This is a genomic window from Pseudomonas sp. P9_35, assembly GCF_034008205.1.
Classification (GTDB): domain Bacteria; phylum Pseudomonadota; class Gammaproteobacteria; order Pseudomonadales; family Pseudomonadaceae; genus Aquipseudomonas; species Aquipseudomonas kilonensis.
This window is the reverse complement of record NZ_CP125373.1, coordinates 2,945,533-2,967,038: the sequence shown is the minus strand read 5'-3', so window position 1 is coordinate 2,967,038 and position 21,506 is coordinate 2,945,533. Positions and strand designations below refer to the sequence as shown.

At 61.6% G+C, this 21,506-nt stretch carries 13 protein-coding genes and 1 pseudogene; 10 read left to right on the top strand and 4 right to left on the bottom strand.

What is annotated here, in order from left to right; all coding sequences use genetic code 11:
- The first annotated feature begins 5 nt into the window (after window positions 1–5).
- Window positions 6–740, top strand: a complete 735-nt coding sequence (locus tag QMK47_RS12945) for a substrate-binding periplasmic protein (RefSeq protein WP_214511840.1) — start codon at window positions 6–8, stop codon at window positions 738–740.
- A gap of 44 nt (window positions 741–784) precedes the next feature.
- Window positions 785–1,624 carry a glutathione-dependent disulfide-bond oxidoreductase gene (gene yghU, locus QMK47_RS12940; protein ID WP_320390329.1) on the top strand — a complete coding sequence of 280 codons (840 nt, stop codon included), beginning with the start codon at window positions 785–787 and terminating at the stop codon, window positions 1,622–1,624.
- A gap of 25 nt (window positions 1,625–1,649) precedes the next feature.
- Here the strand turns inward: yghU and QMK47_RS12935 are convergent, their stop codons facing one another.
- Together QMK47_RS12935 and QMK47_RS12930 are read right to left on the bottom strand one after the other, a co-directional pair.
- Window positions 1,650–3,176: an FAD-dependent monooxygenase gene (locus tag QMK47_RS12935; RefSeq protein WP_320390328.1), complete on the bottom strand. Its 1,527-nt coding sequence runs from the start codon at window positions 3,174–3,176 to the stop codon at window positions 1,650–1,652.
- Between the two features lie 353 nt (window positions 3,177–3,529).
- Window positions 3,530–4,618, bottom strand: coding sequence for a hypothetical protein (locus QMK47_RS12930; RefSeq protein WP_320390327.1), 1,089 nt, complete (start codon window positions 4,616–4,618; stop codon window positions 3,530–3,532).
- A 361-nt stretch (window positions 4,619–4,979) separates the two neighbouring features.
- Here QMK47_RS12930 and QMK47_RS28745 point away from each other — a divergent pair.
- The 4 genes and pseudogenes from QMK47_RS28745 to QMK47_RS12915 form a co-directional block, all read left to right on the top strand.
- Window positions 4,980–6,134: pseudogene (locus QMK47_RS28745) on the top strand (FIST signal transduction protein); the annotation flags it as partial.
- Between the two features lie 195 nt (window positions 6,135–6,329).
- Window positions 6,330–7,007: a methyl-accepting chemotaxis protein gene (locus QMK47_RS28740; protein WP_371914685.1), complete on the top strand. Its 678-nt coding sequence runs from the start codon at window positions 6,330–6,332 to the stop codon at window positions 7,005–7,007.
- 536 nt (window positions 7,008–7,543) lie between these two features.
- Window positions 7,544–7,849, top strand: coding sequence for a transposase (locus tag QMK47_RS12920; protein WP_038858942.1), 306 nt, complete (start codon window positions 7,544–7,546; stop codon window positions 7,847–7,849).
- Entirely contained in the window at window positions 7,846–8,682 is an 837-nt protein-coding gene (locus tag QMK47_RS12915; protein ID WP_253470111.1) for an IS3 family transposase, read from the top strand. Before QMK47_RS12920 ends, QMK47_RS12915 begins: the two co-directional genes overlap by 4 nt.
- A 294-nt stretch (window positions 8,683–8,976) precedes the next feature.
- On the opposite strand, the gene QMK47_RS12910 is transcribed toward QMK47_RS12915, so the two are convergent.
- Both QMK47_RS12910 and QMK47_RS12905 read right to left on the bottom strand, forming a co-directional pair.
- Window positions 8,977–10,398 carry a diaminobutyrate--2-oxoglutarate transaminase gene (locus QMK47_RS12910; RefSeq protein ID WP_320390325.1) on the bottom strand — a complete coding sequence of 474 codons (1,422 nt, stop codon included), beginning with the start codon at window positions 10,396–10,398 and terminating at the stop codon, window positions 8,977–8,979.
- Between the two features lie 107 nt (window positions 10,399–10,505).
- Complete coding sequence (locus QMK47_RS12905; RefSeq protein WP_258690967.1) at window positions 10,506–12,569, bottom strand: TonB-dependent receptor; 2,064 nt, start codon at window positions 12,567–12,569, stop codon at window positions 10,506–10,508.
- Between the two features lie 248 nt (window positions 12,570–12,817).
- Between QMK47_RS12905 and QMK47_RS12900 the strand changes: the two genes are divergently transcribed.
- The 4 genes from QMK47_RS12900 (at window position 12,818) to QMK47_RS12885 (ending at window position 21,470) form a co-directional block, all read left to right on the top strand.
- Window positions 12,818–13,795: a TauD/TfdA family dioxygenase gene (locus tag QMK47_RS12900; RefSeq protein ID WP_214511846.1), complete on the top strand. Its 978-nt coding sequence runs from the start codon at window positions 12,818–12,820 to the stop codon at window positions 13,793–13,795.
- Window positions 13,796–13,802: 7 nt separating this feature from the next.
- Complete coding sequence (locus QMK47_RS12895) at window positions 13,803–17,231, top strand: condensation domain-containing protein (protein WP_320390324.1); 3,429 nt, start codon at window positions 13,803–13,805, stop codon at window positions 17,229–17,231.
- A gap of 18 nt (window positions 17,232–17,249) precedes the next feature.
- Window positions 17,250–18,296 carry a TauD/TfdA family dioxygenase gene (locus QMK47_RS12890; protein ID WP_253473885.1) on the top strand — a complete coding sequence of 349 codons (1,047 nt, stop codon included), beginning with the start codon at window positions 17,250–17,252 and terminating at the stop codon, window positions 18,294–18,296.
- A 111-nt stretch (window positions 18,297–18,407) separates the two neighbouring features.
- A complete protein-coding gene (locus tag QMK47_RS12885; RefSeq protein ID WP_320390323.1) occupies window positions 18,408–21,470 on the top strand; it encodes an amino acid adenylation domain-containing protein in 3,063 nt (1,020 codons plus the stop codon).
- Window positions 21,471–21,506: the final 36 nt, after the last annotated feature.

Sequence of the window (21,506 nt, the reverse complement as noted above, 5' to 3'; positions counted from 1 at the left end):
TGTATATGCACTATCGCCTGATACTCTGCTCGTGCCTGCTTCTCACCTCGATCAGCCTGCAAAGCCACGCCGAGACGATCGAAGTCGTGACCGAAGATTCCCTCTATGCCTACCAGCGTGATGACAAGGTCGTCGGGCCGGGCAGTCGCATCGCCGAAGAAACGCTGAAAAACGCCCAGCTCACCGACTACAGCCTGTCGCTGTACCCGTGGGCCCGGGCCTACGAAAAGGCGCTGCACGAGCCTAACGTGTTGATTTTCCCGCTGGACCGCACCCCGGCCCGCGAGCAATTGTTCAAATGGGTCGGTGAAATACACCGGGTGGCGAGCCGGCTCTACAAGATGCGAGACAGTGAGGGCATCGCCGTCAACAACCTTGAGGATGCCAAGCAGTACAGCATCGGCGTGGTGCGAAATGACGCCAAGCAGATTTACCTGCAACAGCGTGGGTTTACCCGGCTGGTCATCTCGGCCAACAACCACGACAACTTTCAAAAGCTGCTGAATCACCAGATCCAAATGCTGCCGCTGCCGGAGAACACCGCGCGCCTGATGAGCAAGGATGCCCAAGTGGATTTCACTTCGCTGGAAGAGGTCTATACCCTCGACGAGCAACCCCACAAGGTCCACCTGGCGTTCAGCCTGAGCACACCTGACGAAGTCGTCGCCAAGGCCCAGCGCGCTTTCGAGCAGCTCAAGGCTTCCGGTGAAGTGGCGCGGATCATGAACGAACAGCGGTAGACTCTGGGGGATCACACCACAAGCAAACGATGAGGTATGTCCCGATGAGCCAAGCGTCCTACGTTCCGCCCAAGGTCTGGAAAAACGACGCCCCGTCTGGCGGCCAGTTCGCCAGCATCAACCGCCCTATCGCCGGGCCGACTCACGAAAAAACCTTGCCGATTGGCAAGCACCCGTTGCAGCTCTATTCCCTGGCCACGCCCAATGGCGTGAAGGTGACCATCCTGCTGGAGGAACTGCTGGCGTTGGGTCATACGGGCGCGGAATACGACGCCTGGCTGATCCGCATCAGCGAAGGTGACCAGTTCTCCAGCGGTTTTGTCGAGGTCAACCCCAACTCCAAGATCCCGGCCCTGCTGGACCGCAGCGTGGAGCCTGCCATCCGTGTCTTCGAATCCGGTTCGATCCTGCTCTACCTGGCGGAAAAATTCGGCGCCCTCCTGCCCACCGACCTGGCAGGCCGCACCGAAACACTGAACTGGCTGTTCTGGCAGATGGGCTCTGCCCCGTACCTGGGTGGCGGCTTCGGGCATTTCTACGCCTATGCACCGGAAAAATTCGAATACCCGATCAATCGCTTCACCATGGAGGCCAAGCGTCAACTCGACGTCCTGGATCGCCGCCTCGGCGAAAGCCAATACCTGGTGGGCGATGACTACACCATCGCCGACATCGCGGTCTGGCCCTGGTATGGCCAACTGGTGCGCAACAACGTGTACGGCGCCGCCGAATTCCTGAGTGCCCACGAATACACCCATGTGCAGCGCTGGGCCGAAGACATTGCCAAGCGCCCCGCCGTCCAGCGCGGGCAGCGGGTCAACCGTACGTGGGGGGATGAGGCGAGCCAAGTGCCGGAGCGGCATGAGGCTGGGGATTTGGGCTGAGGGCCGATCGCCACACCTGACGCGCTCAAGCCGGCAGCGTCAGGCCCCGGTCGCTGAAATAGCGGCTCAACGTTGCCGCAGACGCTTGGGGATCCGCCAGGGCGACGTAGGTATCGGGACGCAGCAGATAGGCGGCGTCCCGACACAACCCGGCTTTATGATGCTCATCCCGCCAGGTGAACGTGTGCAGAGGGATCTGGTGCTGGCTGCTCCAGGCTTTCAGCTCCGCCCCGGCCTCGCCGTAGACATGCACCTGCCAGCCGATGGATGCGAGCGGTTCGTAGTTGTCAGCGCCTGGCACCGGTACCCAGGGCAAACGGTCACCGCCCAGCACGTCACCCGCCTTGCCGGCACTCAACGGGCTCTCGTGATAATTCAAGGTGGTTTGGGACACCATCCGGAACAGGTACTCACGCACGTTCTCGCTTTTGTAGGCAACACTCGCAAAAAGCGGTGCGATGCGCGTGCGCACGAAGTCGGCAAAATTGCCTTGGGCGGTTGCAAAGGTGAACAGCCGGTCCGTCGTTTCCACAAGCTTTTGCGCAAACGCCTGGCGTTCGACCTGGTAGCTGTCGAGTAACGCGTCTGGTGCCTGTCCCTTCACGACCGCCGCCAGTTTCCAGGCCAGATTGATCGCGTCGAGGATGCCGGTGTTCATGCCCTGTCCACCGGCCGGGCTGTGGACGTGCGCAGCATCCCCCAGCAAAAACGCCCTGCCCCAGCGGAACTGATCCGTGACGCGATGATGGACCCGGTAGGTGGAAAACCAATTCACGCCATTGATCCTGATGTTCAGGCCGTTGATGGCGTCATGGCCAACGTCCTCGAACGTGAGCGTCTCTGGATGCTCTGCGCGTTCATCGCGAACCGTACCGATCAGGCGATATTGGCCAGTTTCGCCATAGAAAAACGCCAACACGAATTCGGATTTATCAAAGGCGATATGGGCCTCCTCCGCAGGCTCGAAACCGCTGGCAGACACGTCTGCCACGTAAAACAACTGCTTGTAGGTGCCGCCCTCGAAGCCGCTTCCCACCTGATGACGCACGAGCGACCGCGCGCCATCGCAACCTGCGAGGTAAGCGGTCGTCAGCGTTTCTTCGCGACCATCGGCGTGTTTCAAGCGCGCGGTAACGTGATCGCCACGGTCCTCGAAGGACAGCAGTTCGGTCTGCCGCTCGACTTCGACGCCCAGGGACTGAAGCTGCTCGACCAACAGCCGCTCATGACGATCCTGGGGGTATATGAGGACAAAAGGATAAGGCGATACATCCCCGCCAGCGTCCACCAGGGGAATCCGCGCCTTGCGTTTCCCCCGGGCCCACATGTTCATGGCCGGGGTCTTGTACCCAGCGTCGATGACCGCACCGGCCATGCCAAGCTGGCGATACAGCTCAAGTGTGCGGGCCTGGACGGCCATGGCACGCGAGGTTTCCCCCGGCCCGCTGCTCTTGTCGACAATCCTGACAGCAAGCCCCTGCCGGGTGAGCCACAAAGCCAGGACCAATCCAGTAGGGCCGGCCCCCACAATGAGAATGTCCGTTTGCGCCATGATCGTGCCTCTGGAGGAATGATGACTCTGGAGGCACTTAATGATGGTCGAGGAAGGCCGAATGTCAACGAACGGCCGGCGGGTAAGTAAGGCACATCGTTCTGCGGCTACTGTGGGGGCGAGCTTGCTCGCGAAGGCGTCATGACCGTCGACATCGAAGTCGCCTGACACACCGCTATCGCGAGCAAGCTCGCTCCCACAGAGTGCTGTGCAAGTCGAAAAGCCGAGGTCCCACTGCTAACCCAGTGTGGGAGCGAGCTTGCTCGCGATAGCGTCATGACCATCAACATCGAAGTTGCCTGACACACCGCTATCGCGAGCAAGCTCGCTCCCACCAGTTTTTCGTCAGGTGCTCAGCGGCTGGTCTCCAGCTTATATCCATCACCCGCCGACGCCGGAGTCGTTTCATTGGCCAGCGCAAAAACACACTCATCCAGATAAGGCCTGACATCCGCCCATTTCCTGTGATCGGCGATAAACCCTCTCAGCTTCTTGCCCGCATCCACGACGTCCGGTTCATGGGCCATCAGCATGATCCTGGCGACTGAACTGGCGTCATCGGCCTTGTGCTTGGCATGATCCTGCCGGGCGTAAGAATGAAACTCCTCGATTCGCCCCAGCACAGCCTCGGCACCGCCCATGCACTTGTCACCCAGCACCTCTTCGCGTCGCTGCGCATGCCCACCGGCAAAGCTGTCCTGGACAAGGTGAAGCAAGCTGCCAAACGCCACCTGGTTCACATTTGCCCGCAGCCATGGACGCCCCACGGCAAAAAGATCCTGCACGGTCTGCCCGTTATTGAAATGCTGCTCCCAGCCTTCGATCTTGATGTCTTTCAAATAGGTATTGATGGGATAGGTCCCATCGGCAACACCCCAGGCGAACTCGGCCCACATCATGATTTCACGCTTGGTCTGCTCTGGCGTGGCGCCCTCTTGGGAAGCCATGGAATGCAAGAACTGCAGGTCGCCAAAATGCGAACGAGAGATGTAGTTCCCCGCGCCCATGAACGCCATCGGATCAGAAGCGCTTTTGCTCTCGGCTTTCTCGAAGAGATTTACCCAGCACCGCGTCTGCGAGATAAAACCAACCGAATAACGCCCATCGCAGCCCTTGGTCTTGGCATCTTCCGCGCCCGGCATGAACACCGGATCATCGTTCCAGCGAACCCCGGCAATGATGTAGGCACCGGCATTCTCCAGGTTGGGGTTGCTGCACTCCTGCCAATCCCCGTCGCACCCATAGATCTTCTGCGTCAGCGCCTCATGGGCAGGATCGGAAAAATTGTGCAGCGCAAAACTGGCGAAAGGCACCGTCGCCTTATAGGAAACCCCGTATTTCTTGGCCATCTCCCGCTCAGCCAAGGTGCCATCCGGCGAAAGCTGAAAAGCGTTGGCCTGGCCGATGCAACCCAACAAAACACCCCAGGCCACTCCGGACACGGCTTTGTATGTATTCATGGATTGTCTCTGCAAAGGGCGATGACGGGCAGGTTCTCGTCTCGCGCCTGGGGTTGGTTGGGGTGGGCGTGGAAAATGGCAAGACGCCATCGTCGATAGCATAGCGGGTGTCGGTTTGCCGTCCAGGCGTCATGGAGCTGATTTTTTTTATAGACCTCCCCTGGACCTATACGAAAGTCGCTAACCAACAGACGTAGTAAACCCCAACCAAAAGCCCCTATGGGCCGCCCCCGCAAATAGCACAAGCTCACGCCCATACAAGCCCCCAGCCGTGACCGCTACAGAGAAGGGACTCCGCACGCATACCGCGTACGCGTCACGTCGCGCTCAACCGAGTCCAGCCATGAACCTACTGAATCTATTCAACAAGGCCCGCGCCCAGACTCAAGGCGCGATAAGCGTGGTCTGCACCTCTGCTGAACTTGATCAGGCGCTGGCCAGCGTGCGCATCACGCCGGTATTGATCACCGGGTTCATCTCCCCACACCTGGACATCGACCAGATCGCCGCCAAGGTCAAGAAGCACTTCGCCCACAGCGCCATCAGCCTGTGCACGACGTCGGGCGAACTGTGCAACGGCGCGAACACGCTGTACTGCCAGACCGGCGATACCTGGGATCGAGTGGTGCTGCAGCTGTTTGACGCCAGTGTGATTGTGTCGGCCGAGGTGGTGATGGTGCCGCTGGAGTGCGAGGACATTCGCGGTGGCGGCAAGCGCTTGGCCATGCGTGAGCGAATCGCCAGGTTGGTGGCTAACATCAAGCAGGCGCAAGTAAGCACACCCATTGATCATCGCGATACCCTGGCCTACGTGGTGTTCGATGGTCTTTCGGCTTCCGAGTCGTTCTTTATGGAGGCGCTCTATGAATCGGGACGTTTCCCCTGCCTGTTCGTCGGCGGCTCGGCCGGTGGCAAGACGGATTTCAAAAAGACCCTGATCAGTGATGGGCAGCGCAGTTATCAGAACCACGCGCAGATTGTCTTCCTGAAAACCGCGGCGGATGTGCGCTTCGGGGTGTTCAAGAGCCAGAACTTCCAACCTGCCGGGCTGACGTTCAGCGTGCTGACCGCGTCGGTCGAAGACCGCACCATCGACCAGGTCATCGACAGCCGTGGCAACATCAAGAGCATGGTCCAGGCGCTGTGCGATGCATTCGAGTGCAGTGCGCAGGCACTGGAAAAGAAGCTGGCCGATCATTCATTCGCCATCCGTGTGGGCGATGAGCTGTTCGTGCGCTCCATTGCCCGTATCGACTATCAGCAGCAGATCATCCAGCTGTTCTGCGACGTGGCGCCCGGCGAAGAGCTGGTGATGGTCAAGCGCACGCCCCTTCGCGAGGCGACCCGACTCGACTACGAGAAATTCCTCAAGGGCAAAGGCGGCCGTCCGGTGGCCGCCATTCTCAACGATTGCATCCTGCGGCGACTCAACAACAGCAGCGACCTGGGTAGCATGGCCGGCATTTTCGGCGATGTGCCTCTGGCCGGGTTCTCGACGTTTGGTGAAATCCTCGGCTTGAACCTTAACCAGACCCTTACGGCGATTTTCTTCTTCAGAGTCACCAAGGGCGCCAATTTTGTCGATGAGTACGTCGACAACTTCATCGCCCACTATGGCGAGTTCAAGGCGTTTTTCCTGCGCCGCCAGATCAAGAAGCTGGCCGGCCTGAACCATGTCGTGGTCAAGCAGATCATGGCGTTCAAGATGAATGATTTCAGCAGTGCCTTGGACACTCGCGGCCTGGACAACACCATCCTGCCGGTGTTCGACGGCCTGACCGATCTGGGGCAGGTATTGGCCCAGGCCAGCCAGCAGCAGGCGCAGATGGCGACGCAAATCAAGCACTACTCTGGCGAACTGCACTTGTCGATGGATGACCTCACGGGCACGATCGACCGGCAAAACAGCGTCGCCGAGCAGGCCGGTACGACCGTCGAACAGCTTGCCACCCAAGCGGGTGAAGCGGTGGTCGGCGCCCGTGCGCTTGCCAGTTCAAGCTTGCGCATTCAGTCGATCGTACAGGTCATCCAGCAAATCGCCGGACAGACCAACCTGTTGGCCCTCAACGCCGCCATCGAAGCAGCGCGTGCCGGTGAGATGGGCAGAGGGTTTGCGGTGGTGGCTGATGAGGTCCGCAAGCTCGCGGAAATCACCCGCAAAAATGCTGCGGAAATCGGCGTGGACATTGACTTGCTCTCGACGGAGATCCAAGGCGTCGCCCAACAGATCGAAGACCAGTCCGTCGCCGTCAGCGCCCTGCGCGAGATGCTCGATGCCCTGGAAGACTCGAGCCGCACCACCGAAGGCACCGCACAACGCACGAAGGCCATCGCGGACACCTTGACGGGGCTGACTCACGCCAGTGCTTGAGCAACTGTTGCAGGGTTTGGTGTTGAATCCGGATGCTATGGGCACCCGTAATCCCTTGTGGGAGCGAGCCTGCTCGCGATAGCGGTGGGTCAGCTTGCATCGATGTTGGATGTGCCGGCGCCTTCGCGAGCAAGCTCGCTCCCACAGGGTTTGGTGTTGAGTCCGGATGCTGTGGGCACCCGTAATCCCTTGTGGGAGCGAGCTTGCTCGCGATAGCGGTGGGTCTGCTTGTGGTGATGTTGGATGGGCCGGCGCCTTCGCGAGCAAGCCCGCTCCCACAGGGTTTGGTGCTGAGTCCAGATGCTGCGGGCAGCCGTAATCCCTTGTGGGAGCGAGCTTGCTCGCGATAGCGGTGGGTCTGCTTGTGGTGATGTTGGATGTGCCGGCGCCTTCGCGAGCAAGCTCGCTCCCACAGGGTTTGGTGTTGAGTCCGGATGCTGTGGGCACCCGTAGTCCCTTGTGGGAGCGAGCTGAACTGGCCTAATAATTCCGGACACCTCTTAAGGGCGATATGATTTCGCCAATTTGGAGGTTCCATGAAAGAAAGAAGAGTCTTTTCCCGCGAGTTCAAACATCGTGCGGCCAGCATGGTGATTGATGACAACTGTTCAGTACAGGAAGTCTGCGCGTCGCTGGACATCAGTGCTACCGCGTTACGACGGTGGGTGGACCAGGTTCGCAAGGAACAAAAAGGTCAGCCAGTTCAAGGCACCAAGGCCATTACTGAGGATCAACGGCAGATTCAGGATCTGAAAGCCAAGATCAAACGCATGGAAATGGAAGCCGAAATCTTAAAAAAGGCTACCGCTCTCTTGATGTCGGATCCCGATCGTTTTCGATGATCGCGGAGCTAAGAGAGTCATTCCCGACCGCCATCCTGTGTCGCGTTTTCGATGTGAAGCGCAGCAGCTTTTACGAATGGCTACAGCGGCTCTCGCGGCCTAAGATCGAGCGCGAAGAACTCAAGGGGAAGGTGGTTGAACTGCACAGCGAAAGCCGGGAAGCCATGGGGTCCAGAACGATCAGCAAGCATCTGAAGGCCCAAAACATAGCGGTCGGCAGAAGCCTTGTTAGAACACTGATGAGGGAAGCCAACATTGTCAGTAAACAACGCCAGCCTCATCCATTCAGGTCCAAAGGAGTTGAAGCATTTGTCGCACCCAATCTGCTCAAGCGTAATTTCAAGCCGACCGTGGTCAATCAGGTCTGGTGTGGCGACGTTACAAGCTTGATGGTGGGTAAACGCTGGGTTCATCTGGCCATCGTGATCGACTTGTTTGCTCGCCGGGTCATTGGTTGGGCATTTTCGCTGGTCAATGACGCCAACCTGGTCAGCAAGGCGTTACGCATGGCGATAGAGCTTCGAACATGCCCACCTGGATTGATGTTTCATTCGGATCAGGGCTGTCAGTACACCAGCCGCAAGTTTCAAGAAGAGTTGATGCGCAATGGCATTTTGCAAAGCATGAGTCATCGCGGGCAGTGCTGGGACAATGCTCCAACAGAACGTTTTTTCGGCACCCTGAAGTCAGAATGGGTCCCTCGCAACGGTTACAGCACGAGCGAGGAAGCACAAACCGATATGGTGCGCTTCTTCATGTACTACAACCGCACCAGGCTCCACAGCTACAACGACTACCTATCGCCAATAGCCATGGAGCAAAAAGCAGCATAAACACCGTAACTGGTGTCCGGATTTACTTGACCAGTTCAAGCTTGCTCGCGATAGCGGTGGGTCAGCTTGTGGTGATGTTGGATGGGCCGGCGTCTTCGCGAGCAGGCTCGCTCCCACAGGGTTTGGTGTTGGGGCCGGATGCTGTGGGCACCCGTAATCCCTTGTGGGAGCGAGCTTGCTCGCGATAGCGGTGGGTCAGCTTGTGGTGATGTTGGATGGGCCGGCGCCTTCGCGAGCAAGCTCGCTCCCACAGGGTTTGGTGTTGGGTCCGGATGCTGGTCCGGACCTGGATGATCAGCCTGCGGGGTGCTCGTTGATTGTGCTCGCAGCCTGGAACAGGATTTTCGCGACGAAATCGATTTCCTGTTCGGTGATGATCAGCGGCGGCAGGAAGCGTACGGTCGCGCCGTGGCGTCCGCCCAGTTCAACGATCAAGCCGTGCTTCAGGCAAGCCTGCTGAAACGCCTTGGCCCGGGCGGTGTCCACCGGCGGATGGCCCTGTACGTCTGGGGTGCCGTGCGGGTCGACGATTTCCATGCCGAGCATCAGGCCGCGTCCACGCACGTCGCCGATCCAGGCGAACTCGTTTTGCAGCGCCTGCAATTGTTTCTGCAGGTGGGCGCCCACCGTTTCAGCGTGCTGGACCAGGCCTTGATCACGAATAAAACGCAAGGTCGCAGTACCCGCCGCCATCGCCAGTTGATTGCCGCGGAATGTGCCGGCGTGGGCACCCGGCTGCCAGACGTCCAGCGACTCATGGTAGACCATGACCGACAGCGGCAACCCGCCGCCGATGGCTTTGGACAGGGTGATGACATCCGGCGTGATGCCCGATTGCTCGAAGCCGAACATCCGTCCACTGCGGGCAATGCCGCACTGGATCTCGTCGACGATCAGCGGAATGCCGTGGGCCTGGGTCAACCGGCGCAACTCCTGCAGCCAGCGGTCCGGCGCGGCAATCACCCCACCCTCGCCCTGGATCGGCTCCAGGATCATTGCCGCCGGTGCGGTCACCCCGCTTTCCGGGTCGTTGAGCAAGTGTTCCAGGTAGCGCACGTTCAAGGTGACCGCCTGATCGCCGGCCACCCCGAACGGGCAACGATAATCGTGGGGAAACGGCAGGCGCTGCACGCCGGGCATCAGCGCGCCGAGGGCATTTTTCGGCGACAGGTTGCCGCTGATGGCCAGCGTGCCCAGGGTCATCCCGTGATAGGCCCCTTCGAACGCCAGGACCGAATGCCGCCCGGTGGCGGTACGGGTCAACTTGAGCGCGGCCTCGACCGCATCGGCCCCGCTCGGGCCGCAGAACTGGATGCGTGCATGGCGAGCGAACTCGCTGGGCAGGCAAGCGAAAATCTCTTGGACGAATGCATCCTTCACAGGGGTCATGAGATCCAGGGTATGCATCGGCACACCGGCCGCCATGACCTGGGTGATGGCTTCGATGATCACCGGGTGGTTGTGCCCCAGCGCCAGGGTCCCGGCACCGGCCAGGCAATCGACGAACACTTGCCCTCGGCTGTCCTGCACATAAATGCCATGGGCCCTTTCAAGCACCAGGGGAATGCGTCGCGGGTAACTGCGGGCGTTGGACTCCTGCTGTTGCTGACGTTCCAGCAACGGCGTCGAATCGAGACAGTAAGGACTCGACAGACCGGTGTGCAACAGGCGTAGCTGTTGCGCGCCACCTGCTGTGACATTCGAAAAAGCACTCATGATTTCCTCCATGGAGGCTGGGTTTGGAAGGGAACGAACAGCCTGGAAACAAACATCCGAAACGTTGCAGAGCAGACGCGGGGAGATTGCCTCCCCGCGCCCATGGGTTACATGTCGTAGCGCAGGATCATCCCCACCGTGCGCGGTGCGCCGACGTCAATGATGGTGTCGTTGCGGTTGTTGGTGACGTATTCCTTGTCGAACGCGTTCTTCACGTAGGCGGACACCGCGACGTTCTTGGTGACTTTGTACTCGGTGTTGAAGTTCACCAGCACGTAGTTGTCGCTCCGGCGCTCGCCGGTGACCTTGCCGCTGGCATCGAACTCGTATTCCGTTGGCGCGGCGCTCTGGTAGACAACGTCCGTGCCGAATATCAGACGGTCATCGAAGCGATAGACACCACCCACCGACATCTTGTACTTAGGCGAGTAAAGTAGTGACTCGCCGCTCCTGTCCTGACCATTGTCAGCAACGAAGTCCTTATATTTGCCATCGGTGATGGCCCCGCCGACGTTCAAGGTCAGCTGTTCGGTAACGTCTTTTTCGACGAAAACTTCCAGTCCCTTGATATCACTGCGACCAGCGTTGAAGACATCAATGAAGTTGCTGCCGTTGCGCCGAACACTGACCTGCTGGTCTTTCCAATCCGTGTAGTACAGGTTGGCGCGGGTACGCAGGGTCTTGTCGAAGAACGAACCGCGGTAGGACAACTCGTAGTTGGTGGTGTATTCCGGGTCGTAGGCCTGGTGACCGCTGCCGGAGCGCAGGTTGACGCCGCCACCGCGATAGCCCTTCTGCACCATGAAGCCGAGGTATTGGTCGGTGGCCAGTTCGTAGTCGATGCCGAGTTTCGGCAGTACGGCATCAAAAGACTTGCTGACTTTGGCCGGCTCGGAGAAATCATCCTGCTCGACGTCGGTGTCGTTCGTCTCGTGGTCATAACGCAGGCCGGTGATCAAGGTCCAGCGCGGTGCGAACGTCCAGTTGACTTCACCGAACACTGCCTTGTTCTCGATCGTGGTATCGCCCTTGACCGTGCCGAACAGCGCGCCATCGAACAACAAGCGGTCATGGAAGTCGTTGGTGTTACGCCCATAGTAGGCACCGACGAAACTCTTGACGGTGTCGGACGCGTAATTCAAACGCAGTTCCTGACTGAACAGGTTGCCATCCTGTTTACGCAAAACGACTTGGTCGTCCACGGCTGTCTGGTCAAAGTCCAGACGGGCGCTGTAGTCCGTACTGGTATTGGCAGTCATGCTCGTCAACGACCAGGCATCGTTCAGCCGGTAGTCCACCTTGGCGCTGAGGGTGTCCTGCTTGAGGTTGTCGAAGGCCTCGGTGTTGGACGCGATGTCGTAATAGCTCGGTTTGCCATCGGTGCCGCGCATCGTCGAGCGGTCGCCCTGGCGATGTTCGTTATGGGCATAAGTCAGCAAGACGTCAGTGTCGTCATTGGGCAGGATCAGCAATTTACCGCGGGCGTTGCTGGTGCGATGCGGGTTGGCGTCTTTATCGAGCGTGGTGTTGCGGATGTAGCCGTCACCGTCGGAATAATCCACGGCGATACGGCCGGCGATCTTGTCATCCACAATGGCCCCGCCACCCGCCACGGCCGCACCATGCTCACCGTAGTTGCCCACGTTGGTCTGCGCCGAGAAGCTCGGTTCGAAGGTTGGGTTTTTGGTCTGGATAACCACCGCACCGGCCAGGGAGTTACGGCCCTGGGTGGTGGATTGCGGGCCAAGGAAAACCTCGACCTGCTCGGCATCCCAGAGCGGAACCGGGCTGAGGGTCAGCGCACGGTTTGGCTGCACGGCGCCGTCGACATACACCGATACCGCACCGTTGAGAGTCGCCGGGCCCTGGTCGTCAAAACCGGACACCGGCACGCCACGAATACCCCAGTTCTCATTGCCGGCCTGGCTAAAGACGCCGGGCGTGCGGGCAAACACATCCACCAGGTCCTTGTCGCCGTGTTCACGCAGGTTCTTGTCGGTAACGACCACGACGCTGGACTGGGTCTTCTCGAGGGTGCGGTCGATTTTTTCACCCGTCACGGTGATCGGAGCGATCTCCATCTTGCCGGTTTCTTCAGCCGCCCATGCGCCGTTGCTCAGGCCGATGGCCGACCCTACAGCCAACGCAATTGTGTTCTTTTTGAAATTCACGCCCCGCTCCCCTGCGACAGATATTTTTAGGTTTTTTTAACTGGCCGAAGGCTGCTTGGCGCCAGCGGAGCGGAGTCTAATCCAAAAAAAAATTTAAATAAATAGTATTGATAATCCATCTCATTTGTACCTAGTATGTCGTCTTGTATTGCCTTACATACATTACAGACAAGTCCTACAACACTGACCGCTGCCCTGCTTTCATGGTCTTGTGACTGGTCGAAGAAGACAAAAGAGGATGCACAAGGATGACCTCAATCGAACACCTGAACGGGCGTTCCGAGCTTTTTTCAATGGCGCCCACGGATGCAAGCGCCCAGTCGCTACCCGTGCTGGTGCAGGGGACATCGGGGCAGTCGATCCACGATCTGGACACTTCGATCCGCGACAGCCTGGCCCATCTCCTGAGTACCGTTGGCGGCGTGTTGTTTCGCGGTTTCACCGTCGCCACGCCCATTGATTTCAAGCGCTTCGCTGCCAGCTTCGGTGCACCGCTGGCCAGTTACGAATTCGGCTCCACACCGCGCAGCAAAGTCTTCGCCGGGGTCTATAGCTCCACCGAGTATCCGGCCCATCAATTCATCCCGCTGCACAACGAACAGGCCTACACCCGTCCCTGGCCTTCGCGCATCTGGTTCCACTGCATCAAGGCCAGTGAAACCGGCGGCGAGACCCCGATTGCCGATAGCCGCCTGATCTACCAGCGCATGCCTGCCGAGATTCGCGAGCTGTTCGCCAGCCGCGAGTTGCTCTACGTGCGCAACTACAGTGGCGCCCTGGACCTGCCCTGGGAGAAAGTCTTCAACACCCAGGACCGCGCCCAGGTCGAACGCTACTGCCAGGACAACGACATCGAGTGGGAATGGAAAGCCGATGGCGACCTGCGCACCCGCCAGCGTTGCGCCGCCGTGCAGCAGCATCCCGAGACTGGAGAGTGGGTCTGGTTCAACCAGGCGCACCTGTTCCATGTCTCGGCCATCGAACCTAGCGTACGCGCCAGCCTGCTGGCGGCGGTGGGTGAAGAGAACCTGCCGCGCCATGTCTATTTCGGCGACGGTTCGCCGATTGCCGACGACATGCTCGACACCGTGCGCGAGGTCTACCGCGAGACTGCCATCAGTTTCCCCTGGCAGCCCGGCGATATCCTGATGCTCGACAACCGACTGGTTGCACACGGTCGCAATCCTTTCACCGGTGACCGCAAAGTCATCGTGGCCATGGCGTGAATTGCACATGTTTTCATTCGAACACTGGATCGACGTGCTGGAAGCCAACGCCCAGCACTTCCCTCAGCGTGCCGCCCTGCATTTTCTGCCGGACGGCGTAGAGATCGGCGAAACCCTGACCTTTGCCCAACTGCACGAGCAATCCCAATCCCTGGCGGCCGCGCTGCAAGCGCGTTATGCACCGGGTGATCGGGTGCTGTTGATGCTGCCCAGCAGCCTCGACTACGCCCGCGCCTTCTGCGCCTGCCTCTATGCGGGGCTGATTGCCGTGCCGTTGTTTCCACCGCCGTCGCGCAAGCCGCGCCACCTCGATCGCGTCCGCAACGTGGTGGTGGATGCCGAACCGGCGCTGATTCTTGCACCGGCAGACTATTGCGAAGGCTTGCTGGAACTGGTGGAGGGCCGCGTCGATGTGCTGACCGTCCAGGACCTGGGCACGCCACCGGCCAGCCAGTGGCAACGCCCGGTCATCGACGGTTCGACCGTGGCCTTCCTGCAATACACCTCGGGCTCTACCGGCTCGCCAAAAGGCGTCGAGGTGCGTCAACGCAACCTGATCGCCAACGTCGAGCTGATGCGCCAGGCCTACGCGTTCGATGAGCACGGCGCCATGGTCAACTGGCTGCCGCTGTACCACGACATGGGCCTGATCGGCGGCATGCTGGCCCCGCTCTACAGCGGCATGCCGTGCTACCTGATGGCGTCCCAGACCTTCGTCAATGCGCCGTCGACCTGGTTGCAGGCGCTGAGTCGCTACCGCGCCACCGCCAGTTTCGCCCCCAACTTCGCCTATGCCCTGTGCAACCGAGTGGTCAGCGACAACCTGATCGCGCAGCTCGACCTGAGCGCCTGGAAACACGCGATCAACGGCGCCGAACCGATCCATCCTGGCACTCTGGAAGCGTTCGCCCAGCGCTTTGCCGCGTGTGGCCTCAATCCGTTGGCCATCAGCCCCGGTTACGGCCAGGCCGAAGCGACCCTGTGCGTCAGCGCCACGCCGGCCGATGCGCTGCCGGTGGTGCTGCGCTTGGACAAGGCCGTGCTGGAAACCGGTCGCGTGGCCCTGGCGATGGCCGATGCCGCCGCCGTGGAGTTCGTCGCCTGCGGTTACCCGCAAGCCCTGCATAGCATCGCCATCGTCGACCCGCACACCTTTGAGCGCTGCGCCGCAGACCGCATCGGCGAAGTCTGGCTCAAGGGCCCGAGCAACGCCGAGTCCTATTGGAAGAACCCCGAGGCCACTCGCGAAGCCTTTGAAGCACGGATTGTCGGTTCATCGGAGCATTACCTGCGCTCCGGCGACCTGGGTTTCATGCACGAAGGCCAGGTGGTGATCTGCGGACGCCTCAAGGACCTGCTGATTCTCAACGGACGCAACCTCTATCCCCACGACATCGAATTCGCCATTACCGACGCCGAGCCAGGCATCCGCACCGGCCGCATCGCGGCCTTCTCGGAAATGGACCCGGCCCTGGGCCGCGAGAAACTGGTGATCGTCGCCGAGCCGCAGCGCAAGTTCGTCGACCCGGCGCATCATCCGGCGCTGTTCGCGTCGATGCAAAACGCCGTGCGCGAAGCCGCCGACTGCGGCATCGACCAGATTGTGCTGGTGCAAGCCGGCACCATCCCGATGACCACCAGCGGCAAGATCGCCCGTCAAGGCGCACGCAAACAACTGGCCGCGGGCACGTTGAGCATCATCGCCCAGAGCGGTGGCCAGCATGCCTCGAACGGAGAGACCCTTGACCTCGCCCAGTTCAAGCACCTGGTGGCCGAAACGCCGCAACAGGCCCAGGTCGCCTGCCGCCAATGGCTGGAACAGACGCTGCACGCGGTCAACCCGTATTTGTCGGCCCACTTCGAACGCAGCTTGATCGGCCAGGGCCTGGACTCCATCGGCGTGGCCGACTTTGCTGCGCGCCTGCACCGGGACCAGGGCTGGAACCTCGATACCCAAAGCCTGTTCGGGGACACCACCCTCGGGCAATGGGCGCTGGCCCTGCAAGGTTTCCTGAATGAACCGGCGCCCACGGCCGAAGCCTCGACCGAGCAGGCTAATCTCAGCCAGGGCCATCAGTCGTTCGCCCAGCGTCGCCTGTGGTTCCTGCGCCAACTGAACCCGGACGACACCCGCCACAACCTAGTGCTGCATCTGCGCCTGCAAGGGCCGTTGGACATCGAGACGCTGGCCCTGCGCTTGAACACGCTGGTCGAGCGGCATGGCGTGTTGCGCACGGTGTACCGCGACGGTGTCGATGGCCCGCAGCAACAGGTGTTGCCGGCCACAGCGGTAGCACTGATCCATCATGATCTGCGTGAACAGAATGAAGCGCAGCAACAGCGGGCGCTGAGCGAGCACCTGGCCCACGAGCACGCCACCCCTGTCGATTTACAAGCCGGCCCGCTGCTGCGAGCGCAGTTGCTTAGCCGACATGAGCAACAGCATGACCTGCTGCTGACCCTGCACCACATCGCCTTCGATGGGCGTTCGGCGCAAGTGCTGCTGGCGGAACTGGCTGGCTCGACGGACGTGGGGCTGCCGGGGCAATACCTCGATTTCGCCCAATGGGAAGCCCGGTACTGGAGCGAACAACGGATCGCCACCGAGCAGGACTTCTGGCGCGGACACCTGGCCGACATGCCGCAAACCTTGGAACTCGGTGGCAACGGCCAGGCCCCGGGCGAACACAGCCTGGACTTCAGCGTGCCCCAGGCCCGCTGCGAGCGCTTGGCTGAGTTGGCCCGCGAGCAAGGCATGACCTTGTTCATGCTGTTGCAGGCCAGCTACCAACTGGTGCTCAAGCAACTGGGCGGCCAGCAGCAATTCCTGTTGGGCACCGACGTCAGCGGCCGGCCACTGGCCGAGCACAGCGACGTCATCGGCTTCTTCGTCAACCAGCTGACCCTGCGTTGCGACTTGCGTGGCGAACCGACCCTGGCCGGTTTCCTTGAGCGGGTTCGCGATGAGGCACGCCTGGCCTATGCCCATCAAGGCCTGCCTTTCGACCTGGTGGTCTCGGCCCTCGCGCCGCAACGCCGCCCCGGTCACTCGCCGCTGTTCCAGGTCAAGCTCAACTATCAACCGTCACGGGTGACCCCGACCGCCATCGCCGGCGCGCAACTGTCCGCGCTGGACGTGGCCCAGGCACCGGGAGATTTCCACCTGGTGCTCGACCTCGTGCACGGCAGCGAAGGCCTCGCCGCGACCCTCAAGTATCGCGGCGAATACTTCGACCAGCAGCGTGCCCTGCGCCTGCAACACCTGTGGACGGGCCTGCTGGAACAGCTACACACCCTGTTGGACGAGCCGCTGCCGGCATTGGCCGAGCGCATCGACACCTGGGACCAGGCCTTTGCCCGTGAGCGACAACAGTCACAGGCGCTGGCCGGTCGCAGCCAGATGATGCAAGCCAAACGTCGCTCCTTGTCCCTTTAACCGAGTCGGATGCCAATTATGTCTATCGTGCCCCCATCGCCACGCGCCCTTGGCGCCGTGCGTCGCAAAGCCATGAGCGTCTCGGAACAACAGTTGGTCACCGAGCGCCTGCTCAGCCCGGACCACGCCCTGCCCCTGGTGATCGAACCGGCGGTCAGTGGCGTCGACCTGATCGCCTGGGCCGCCCGGGAACGCGAGTCGCTGGAACAGAAACTGCTGCAGTACGGCGCCCTGCTGTTTCGCGGCTTCAACGTCGCGTCCGTCGAGCAGTTCGACCAGGTGATCGCCGCCCTCTCTCCCGGCGCTCTGGAATACATGTTCCGCGCCTCGCCCCGGACACGGGTCGGCGGCAACATCTACACCTCGACCGACTACCCGGCCGACCAGATGATTTTCCCCCACAACGAGCACTCCTATTCGCCGCGCTTTCCACTGCGGCTGTTCTTCTATTGCCAACTGCCGTCCGAGACCGGTGGTGAAACACCGATTGGTTCGACCCGCGCCGTGAAGGCCAGGATCAGCCCGCAGATCGAAGCGCGGTTCCGGGAAAAAGGCGTGCTGTACGTGCGCAACTACGGCGACGGTTTCGGCCTGCCCTGGCAGACCGTGTTCCAGTCCGAAGACCGCGGCGAAGTGGAGGCCTACTGCGCCAGCGTTGGCATCGAAGTGGAGTGGAAAGACAACAATCGCCTGCGCACCCGCCAACGCGGGCCGGCCGTGGTGCGCCACCCGCGCACCGGCGAAGAGGTCTGGTTCAACCACGCCACGTTCTTCCACATCAGCACCCTGCCTGAGCGAATCCGCGATTCGCTGCAAAGCAACTTCAACGACCTCGACCTGCCCACCAACACCTTTTATGGCGACGGCGAACCCATCGAGCCGCAGGTCCTGGAATCGCTGCGTACAGCCTACCTCGACTCGCTGGTGCGGTTCAGTTGGCAACAGGGGGACGTGTTGTTCATCGACAACATGCTCGCCGTGCACGGTCGCGAACCCTTTACCGGCAAGCGCGCCATCATGACCGGCATGGCTGAAGCCCTGCTGTCGAGCGACGTTGCCGTCTGACATTCAACGGGGCCACCCGCCGTTCGCAGGAGGCTTGCCTGACACGTGTCCAGCAAGCCCCGACGTCTGTGCGGTGATCCAGGCTCAAGCCCTTTTCCAGTCGAGATGAACATGAGCGGACTTCAAGGTTTTCGTATTTCGCCGCAACAGGCATCGGTTTACCCCCACATCAACGGCGCGGCGGAGCACCCGTTCAGCTGCCATTTGCAATGGTCGCTGTCACAGCCGCTGGACGTCGCTGCACTGAACAACCGCTTGCAAGCCCTGGTGGCCGGCAGTGAAATCCTGCGCACGCGCCTGATGCCCGTGCCCGGCCTGCGCCACCCGGTGCAGGTGATCGACGAAACCGCTCCGCTGGCGGTGAATCTCCAGGACCTGCGCCAGCACAGCCGTGCCGACCAGGACGCCACGCTGGCCCGGCTCGCCGACCAGCCCCGCGATTGGACGACGCCACTATGGGTGACCCTGGTGCGCCTGTCTGATGAACAAGCGGTCCTGGACCTGGCGGCGGCCAGCAGCCACTTCGACCTCGCCAGCCTGAAGTGGCTGGCCGGTGCATTGCAGCAAGACATCGCCACGGACCTGGCCGAGACCTTGCAGTACGCCGACTACGCCGAATGGCGCTGGAGCCTGGTTGAAGACACGCCGGACCATCCGGGCGTGAGTTTCTGGAAACCCTCGGGCGAAACCGAACAGGCCACCTTGCAGCTGCCGCTCGAAGTGGCCCTCGATGGCGGGTTCGCGCCGACCCGACTGGACCTGAGCCTGCCGAGCGCCCTCGCCCGTCACCCGACCCTGACCCCGGAGCTGCTGCTGGCGGCGTGGGCTGCGGTACTGGGACGATTGGCCGGCCAGCAACAGGTGCCGCTCACCCTGATCCATGAAAGTCGCGGCGCGGAACTGGAAAGCACCCTGGGCCTGTTCGAGCAGTGCCTGCCCGTGAGCATCGAACTGGATGCCCAGGCAACCCTGCTGGAGCAAAGCTCGCAAGTGGCCGCCACCCTGGAACGGGCAGTCGGCTGGCAAGACTATTACACCGGCCACCTCAACGCCGGCTATGCCTTTGCCTGGCGCTCGGGCGATGCCCTGGAGCGCCATGCCAGCGCGGTGATGAACCCGCTGAAGGCGTGCCTGAACGTACGCCAGTTGCCCGACAGCCTGCACGCGCAGCTGGTTTACGACCGCCACCTCCTCAGCGCCGAAGCCGCCGGCTGCCTCGCCGAGCAATGGCTGCAACTGCTGCAAGGCGCCGTGGCGGAACCGCAACGGGCCTGGGCCCAACTGCCCCTGGGTGGAACGCTGCAATCGCAGTTGATCGGCACCAGCACGAGCGTGCCGGCCGTCGAACCGGTGACGCTGGTGGAATTGATTGCCCGCCAGGTTCGCCAGCAACCGGACGCCATCGCCCTCAGCGACCAGGACGGTGACCTGAGCTACAGCCGCCTCGACGCCTGCGCCACGCAATTGGCCCATCGACTGGTCGCCGCCGGGATCGGTCCTGGCGTGCCCGTCGGCATCCTGTTCGCCCGCAGCAACGCGGCCATTGTCGCCATGCTCGCCGTGTTGAAAGCCGGTGGCGCCTACGTACCAATCGACCCGACCTACCCAGCCGACCGCCGCGCCTACATGCTCGCCGACAGCGCCATTGCCCACATCGTGGTCAGCGCCGAACTGGCCGACAGCGTGCCGGCCAACCTGCAACGTTTCGTGCTGGATGACCTGGCAGCGCCGGACCTTGGCGATTGGCCGGCGCTGCCGTTGCCGGACGCGAACGACCTCGCCTACTTGATCTACACCTCGGGCTCTACCGGTGCGCCGAAAGCCGTGGAAATCAGCCACGGCGCACTGAGCTTCTCGACCCAGGTGCGCATGACCACCTATGACACCCCGGTGCGCGCCTACCTGCTGCTGTCGTCGTTCGCCTTCGACAGCTCGGTCGCCGGGATTTTCTGGACCCTGGCCCAAGGCGGACGCCTGGTCTTGCCCGCCCCAGGGGAAGAGCTGGAAATGTCCCGCCTGGCGCAACTGATTGCCCAGCATCAGGTCAGCCACGGTCTGTCGCTGCCATCGCTGTACCAAGCCCTGCTCGATCAATTGCAGCGCAGCCCAGGCACCGACAGCCTCGCCTGCTGGATCGTCGCCGGTGAAGCCTGCCCGCCATCGCTGATCGCGCAACACAGCAAGACCTTGCCCCACGCCCGGCTGGTGAACGAATACGGTCCTACCGAAGCCACCGTCTGGGCCACCTATGAGGTGCTGGAGCCCAACCGCAACGTCAGCATAGGCCGTCCCATCACCGGCATGGACCTGCGCCTGCTGAACGAATTCGACAGCGCCTGCGGCATCGGCGAGCCAGGGGAAATCGTCCTCGCCGGCCCGACCCTGGCCCGCGGCTATCGCCACAAACCCGAAGAAACCGCCAAGGCCTTCGTCACCCTGGCCGACGGCACCCGCGCCTACCGTACGGGCGACCTGGCGTGCTGGTTGGCCGACGGGCGCCTGGCGTTCCTGGGGCGCAAGGACCATCAGGTCAAGGTGCGCGGCTACCGCATCGAGCTGGGTGAAATCGAACGCCAGTTGTGCAGCCACAGCGACGTGCGCGAAGCCGCGGTGATCGTCCAGGAACACGCCGCCGGCAAGCGCCTGCTCGCCTACATCCTGGCCGCCCACGGCTACGCACCGGATTCGGAAGCGATCAAGCGTTTCCTCGGCGAGCGCCTGCCGTCATACATGGTGCCGACCCTGGTGCTGACCCTGGCGAGCTTTCCGCGCACGCCCAACGGCAAGCTCGACACCCGCCAATTGCCCGACCCCGACTCGTTCGACGAAAGCGCCCACGTGGCGCCGCGCAACGCCATGGAAACCGCCCTGCAAGCCATCGTCGCCAAGGTCTTGAAGCTCTCGACGGTGAGCGTCACCGACAACTTTTTCGCCATCGGCGGCGACTCGATCCTGAGCCTGCAAGTGGTGGCCCAGGCTCACGAGCAAGGCATCGCGCTGTCGGCCAAGCAAGTCTTCGAACGCCAGACCATCGCGGCCATGGCCGAGGTCGCGCAACCGCTGGCGCCGAGCGCCGCCGAGCCGCAAGCCGACAGCACCGAGTTCAGCGCCTCGGGCCTGTCCGATGACGAAATGCAAGCGCTGATGGCCGAACTGGACGAGGCCGACCTGTGAGCGGCTCGTCCCGTCGCCCCGCCATCACCGTTGCCC

Coding starts and splice junctions, on each gene's coding strand:
- QMK47_RS12920 (WP_038858942.1), top strand. CDS start 7,544: ATGAAAGAAAGAAGAGTCTTTTCCCGCGAGTTCAAACATCGTGCGGCC.
- QMK47_RS12915 (WP_253470111.1), top strand. CDS start 7,846: ATGATCGCGGAGCTAAGAGAGTCATTCCCGACCGCCATCCTGTGTCGC.
- QMK47_RS12890 (WP_253473885.1), top strand. CDS start 17,250: ATGTCTATCGTGCCCCCATCGCCACGCGCCCTTGGCGCCGTGCGTCGC.
- QMK47_RS12895 (WP_320390324.1), top strand. CDS start 13,803: ATGTTTTCATTCGAACACTGGATCGACGTGCTGGAAGCCAACGCCCAG.
- QMK47_RS12935 (WP_320390328.1), bottom strand. CDS start 3,176: ATGGCGCAAACGGACATTCTCATTGTGGGGGCCGGCCCTACTGGATTG.
- QMK47_RS12945 (WP_214511840.1), top strand. CDS start 6: ATGCACTATCGCCTGATACTCTGCTCGTGCCTGCTTCTCACCTCGATC.
- QMK47_RS12910 (WP_320390325.1), bottom strand. CDS start 10,398: ATGAGTGCTTTTTCGAATGTCACAGCAGGTGGCGCGCAACAGCTACGC.
- yghU (WP_320390329.1), top strand. CDS start 785: ATGAGCCAAGCGTCCTACGTTCCGCCCAAGGTCTGGAAAAACGACGCC.
- QMK47_RS28740 (WP_371914685.1), top strand. CDS start 6,330: ATGGCGTTCAAGATGAATGATTTCAGCAGTGCCTTGGACACTCGCGGC.
- QMK47_RS12900 (WP_214511846.1), top strand. CDS start 12,818: ATGACCTCAATCGAACACCTGAACGGGCGTTCCGAGCTTTTTTCAATG.
- QMK47_RS12885 (WP_320390323.1), top strand. CDS start 18,408: ATGAGCGGACTTCAAGGTTTTCGTATTTCGCCGCAACAGGCATCGGTT.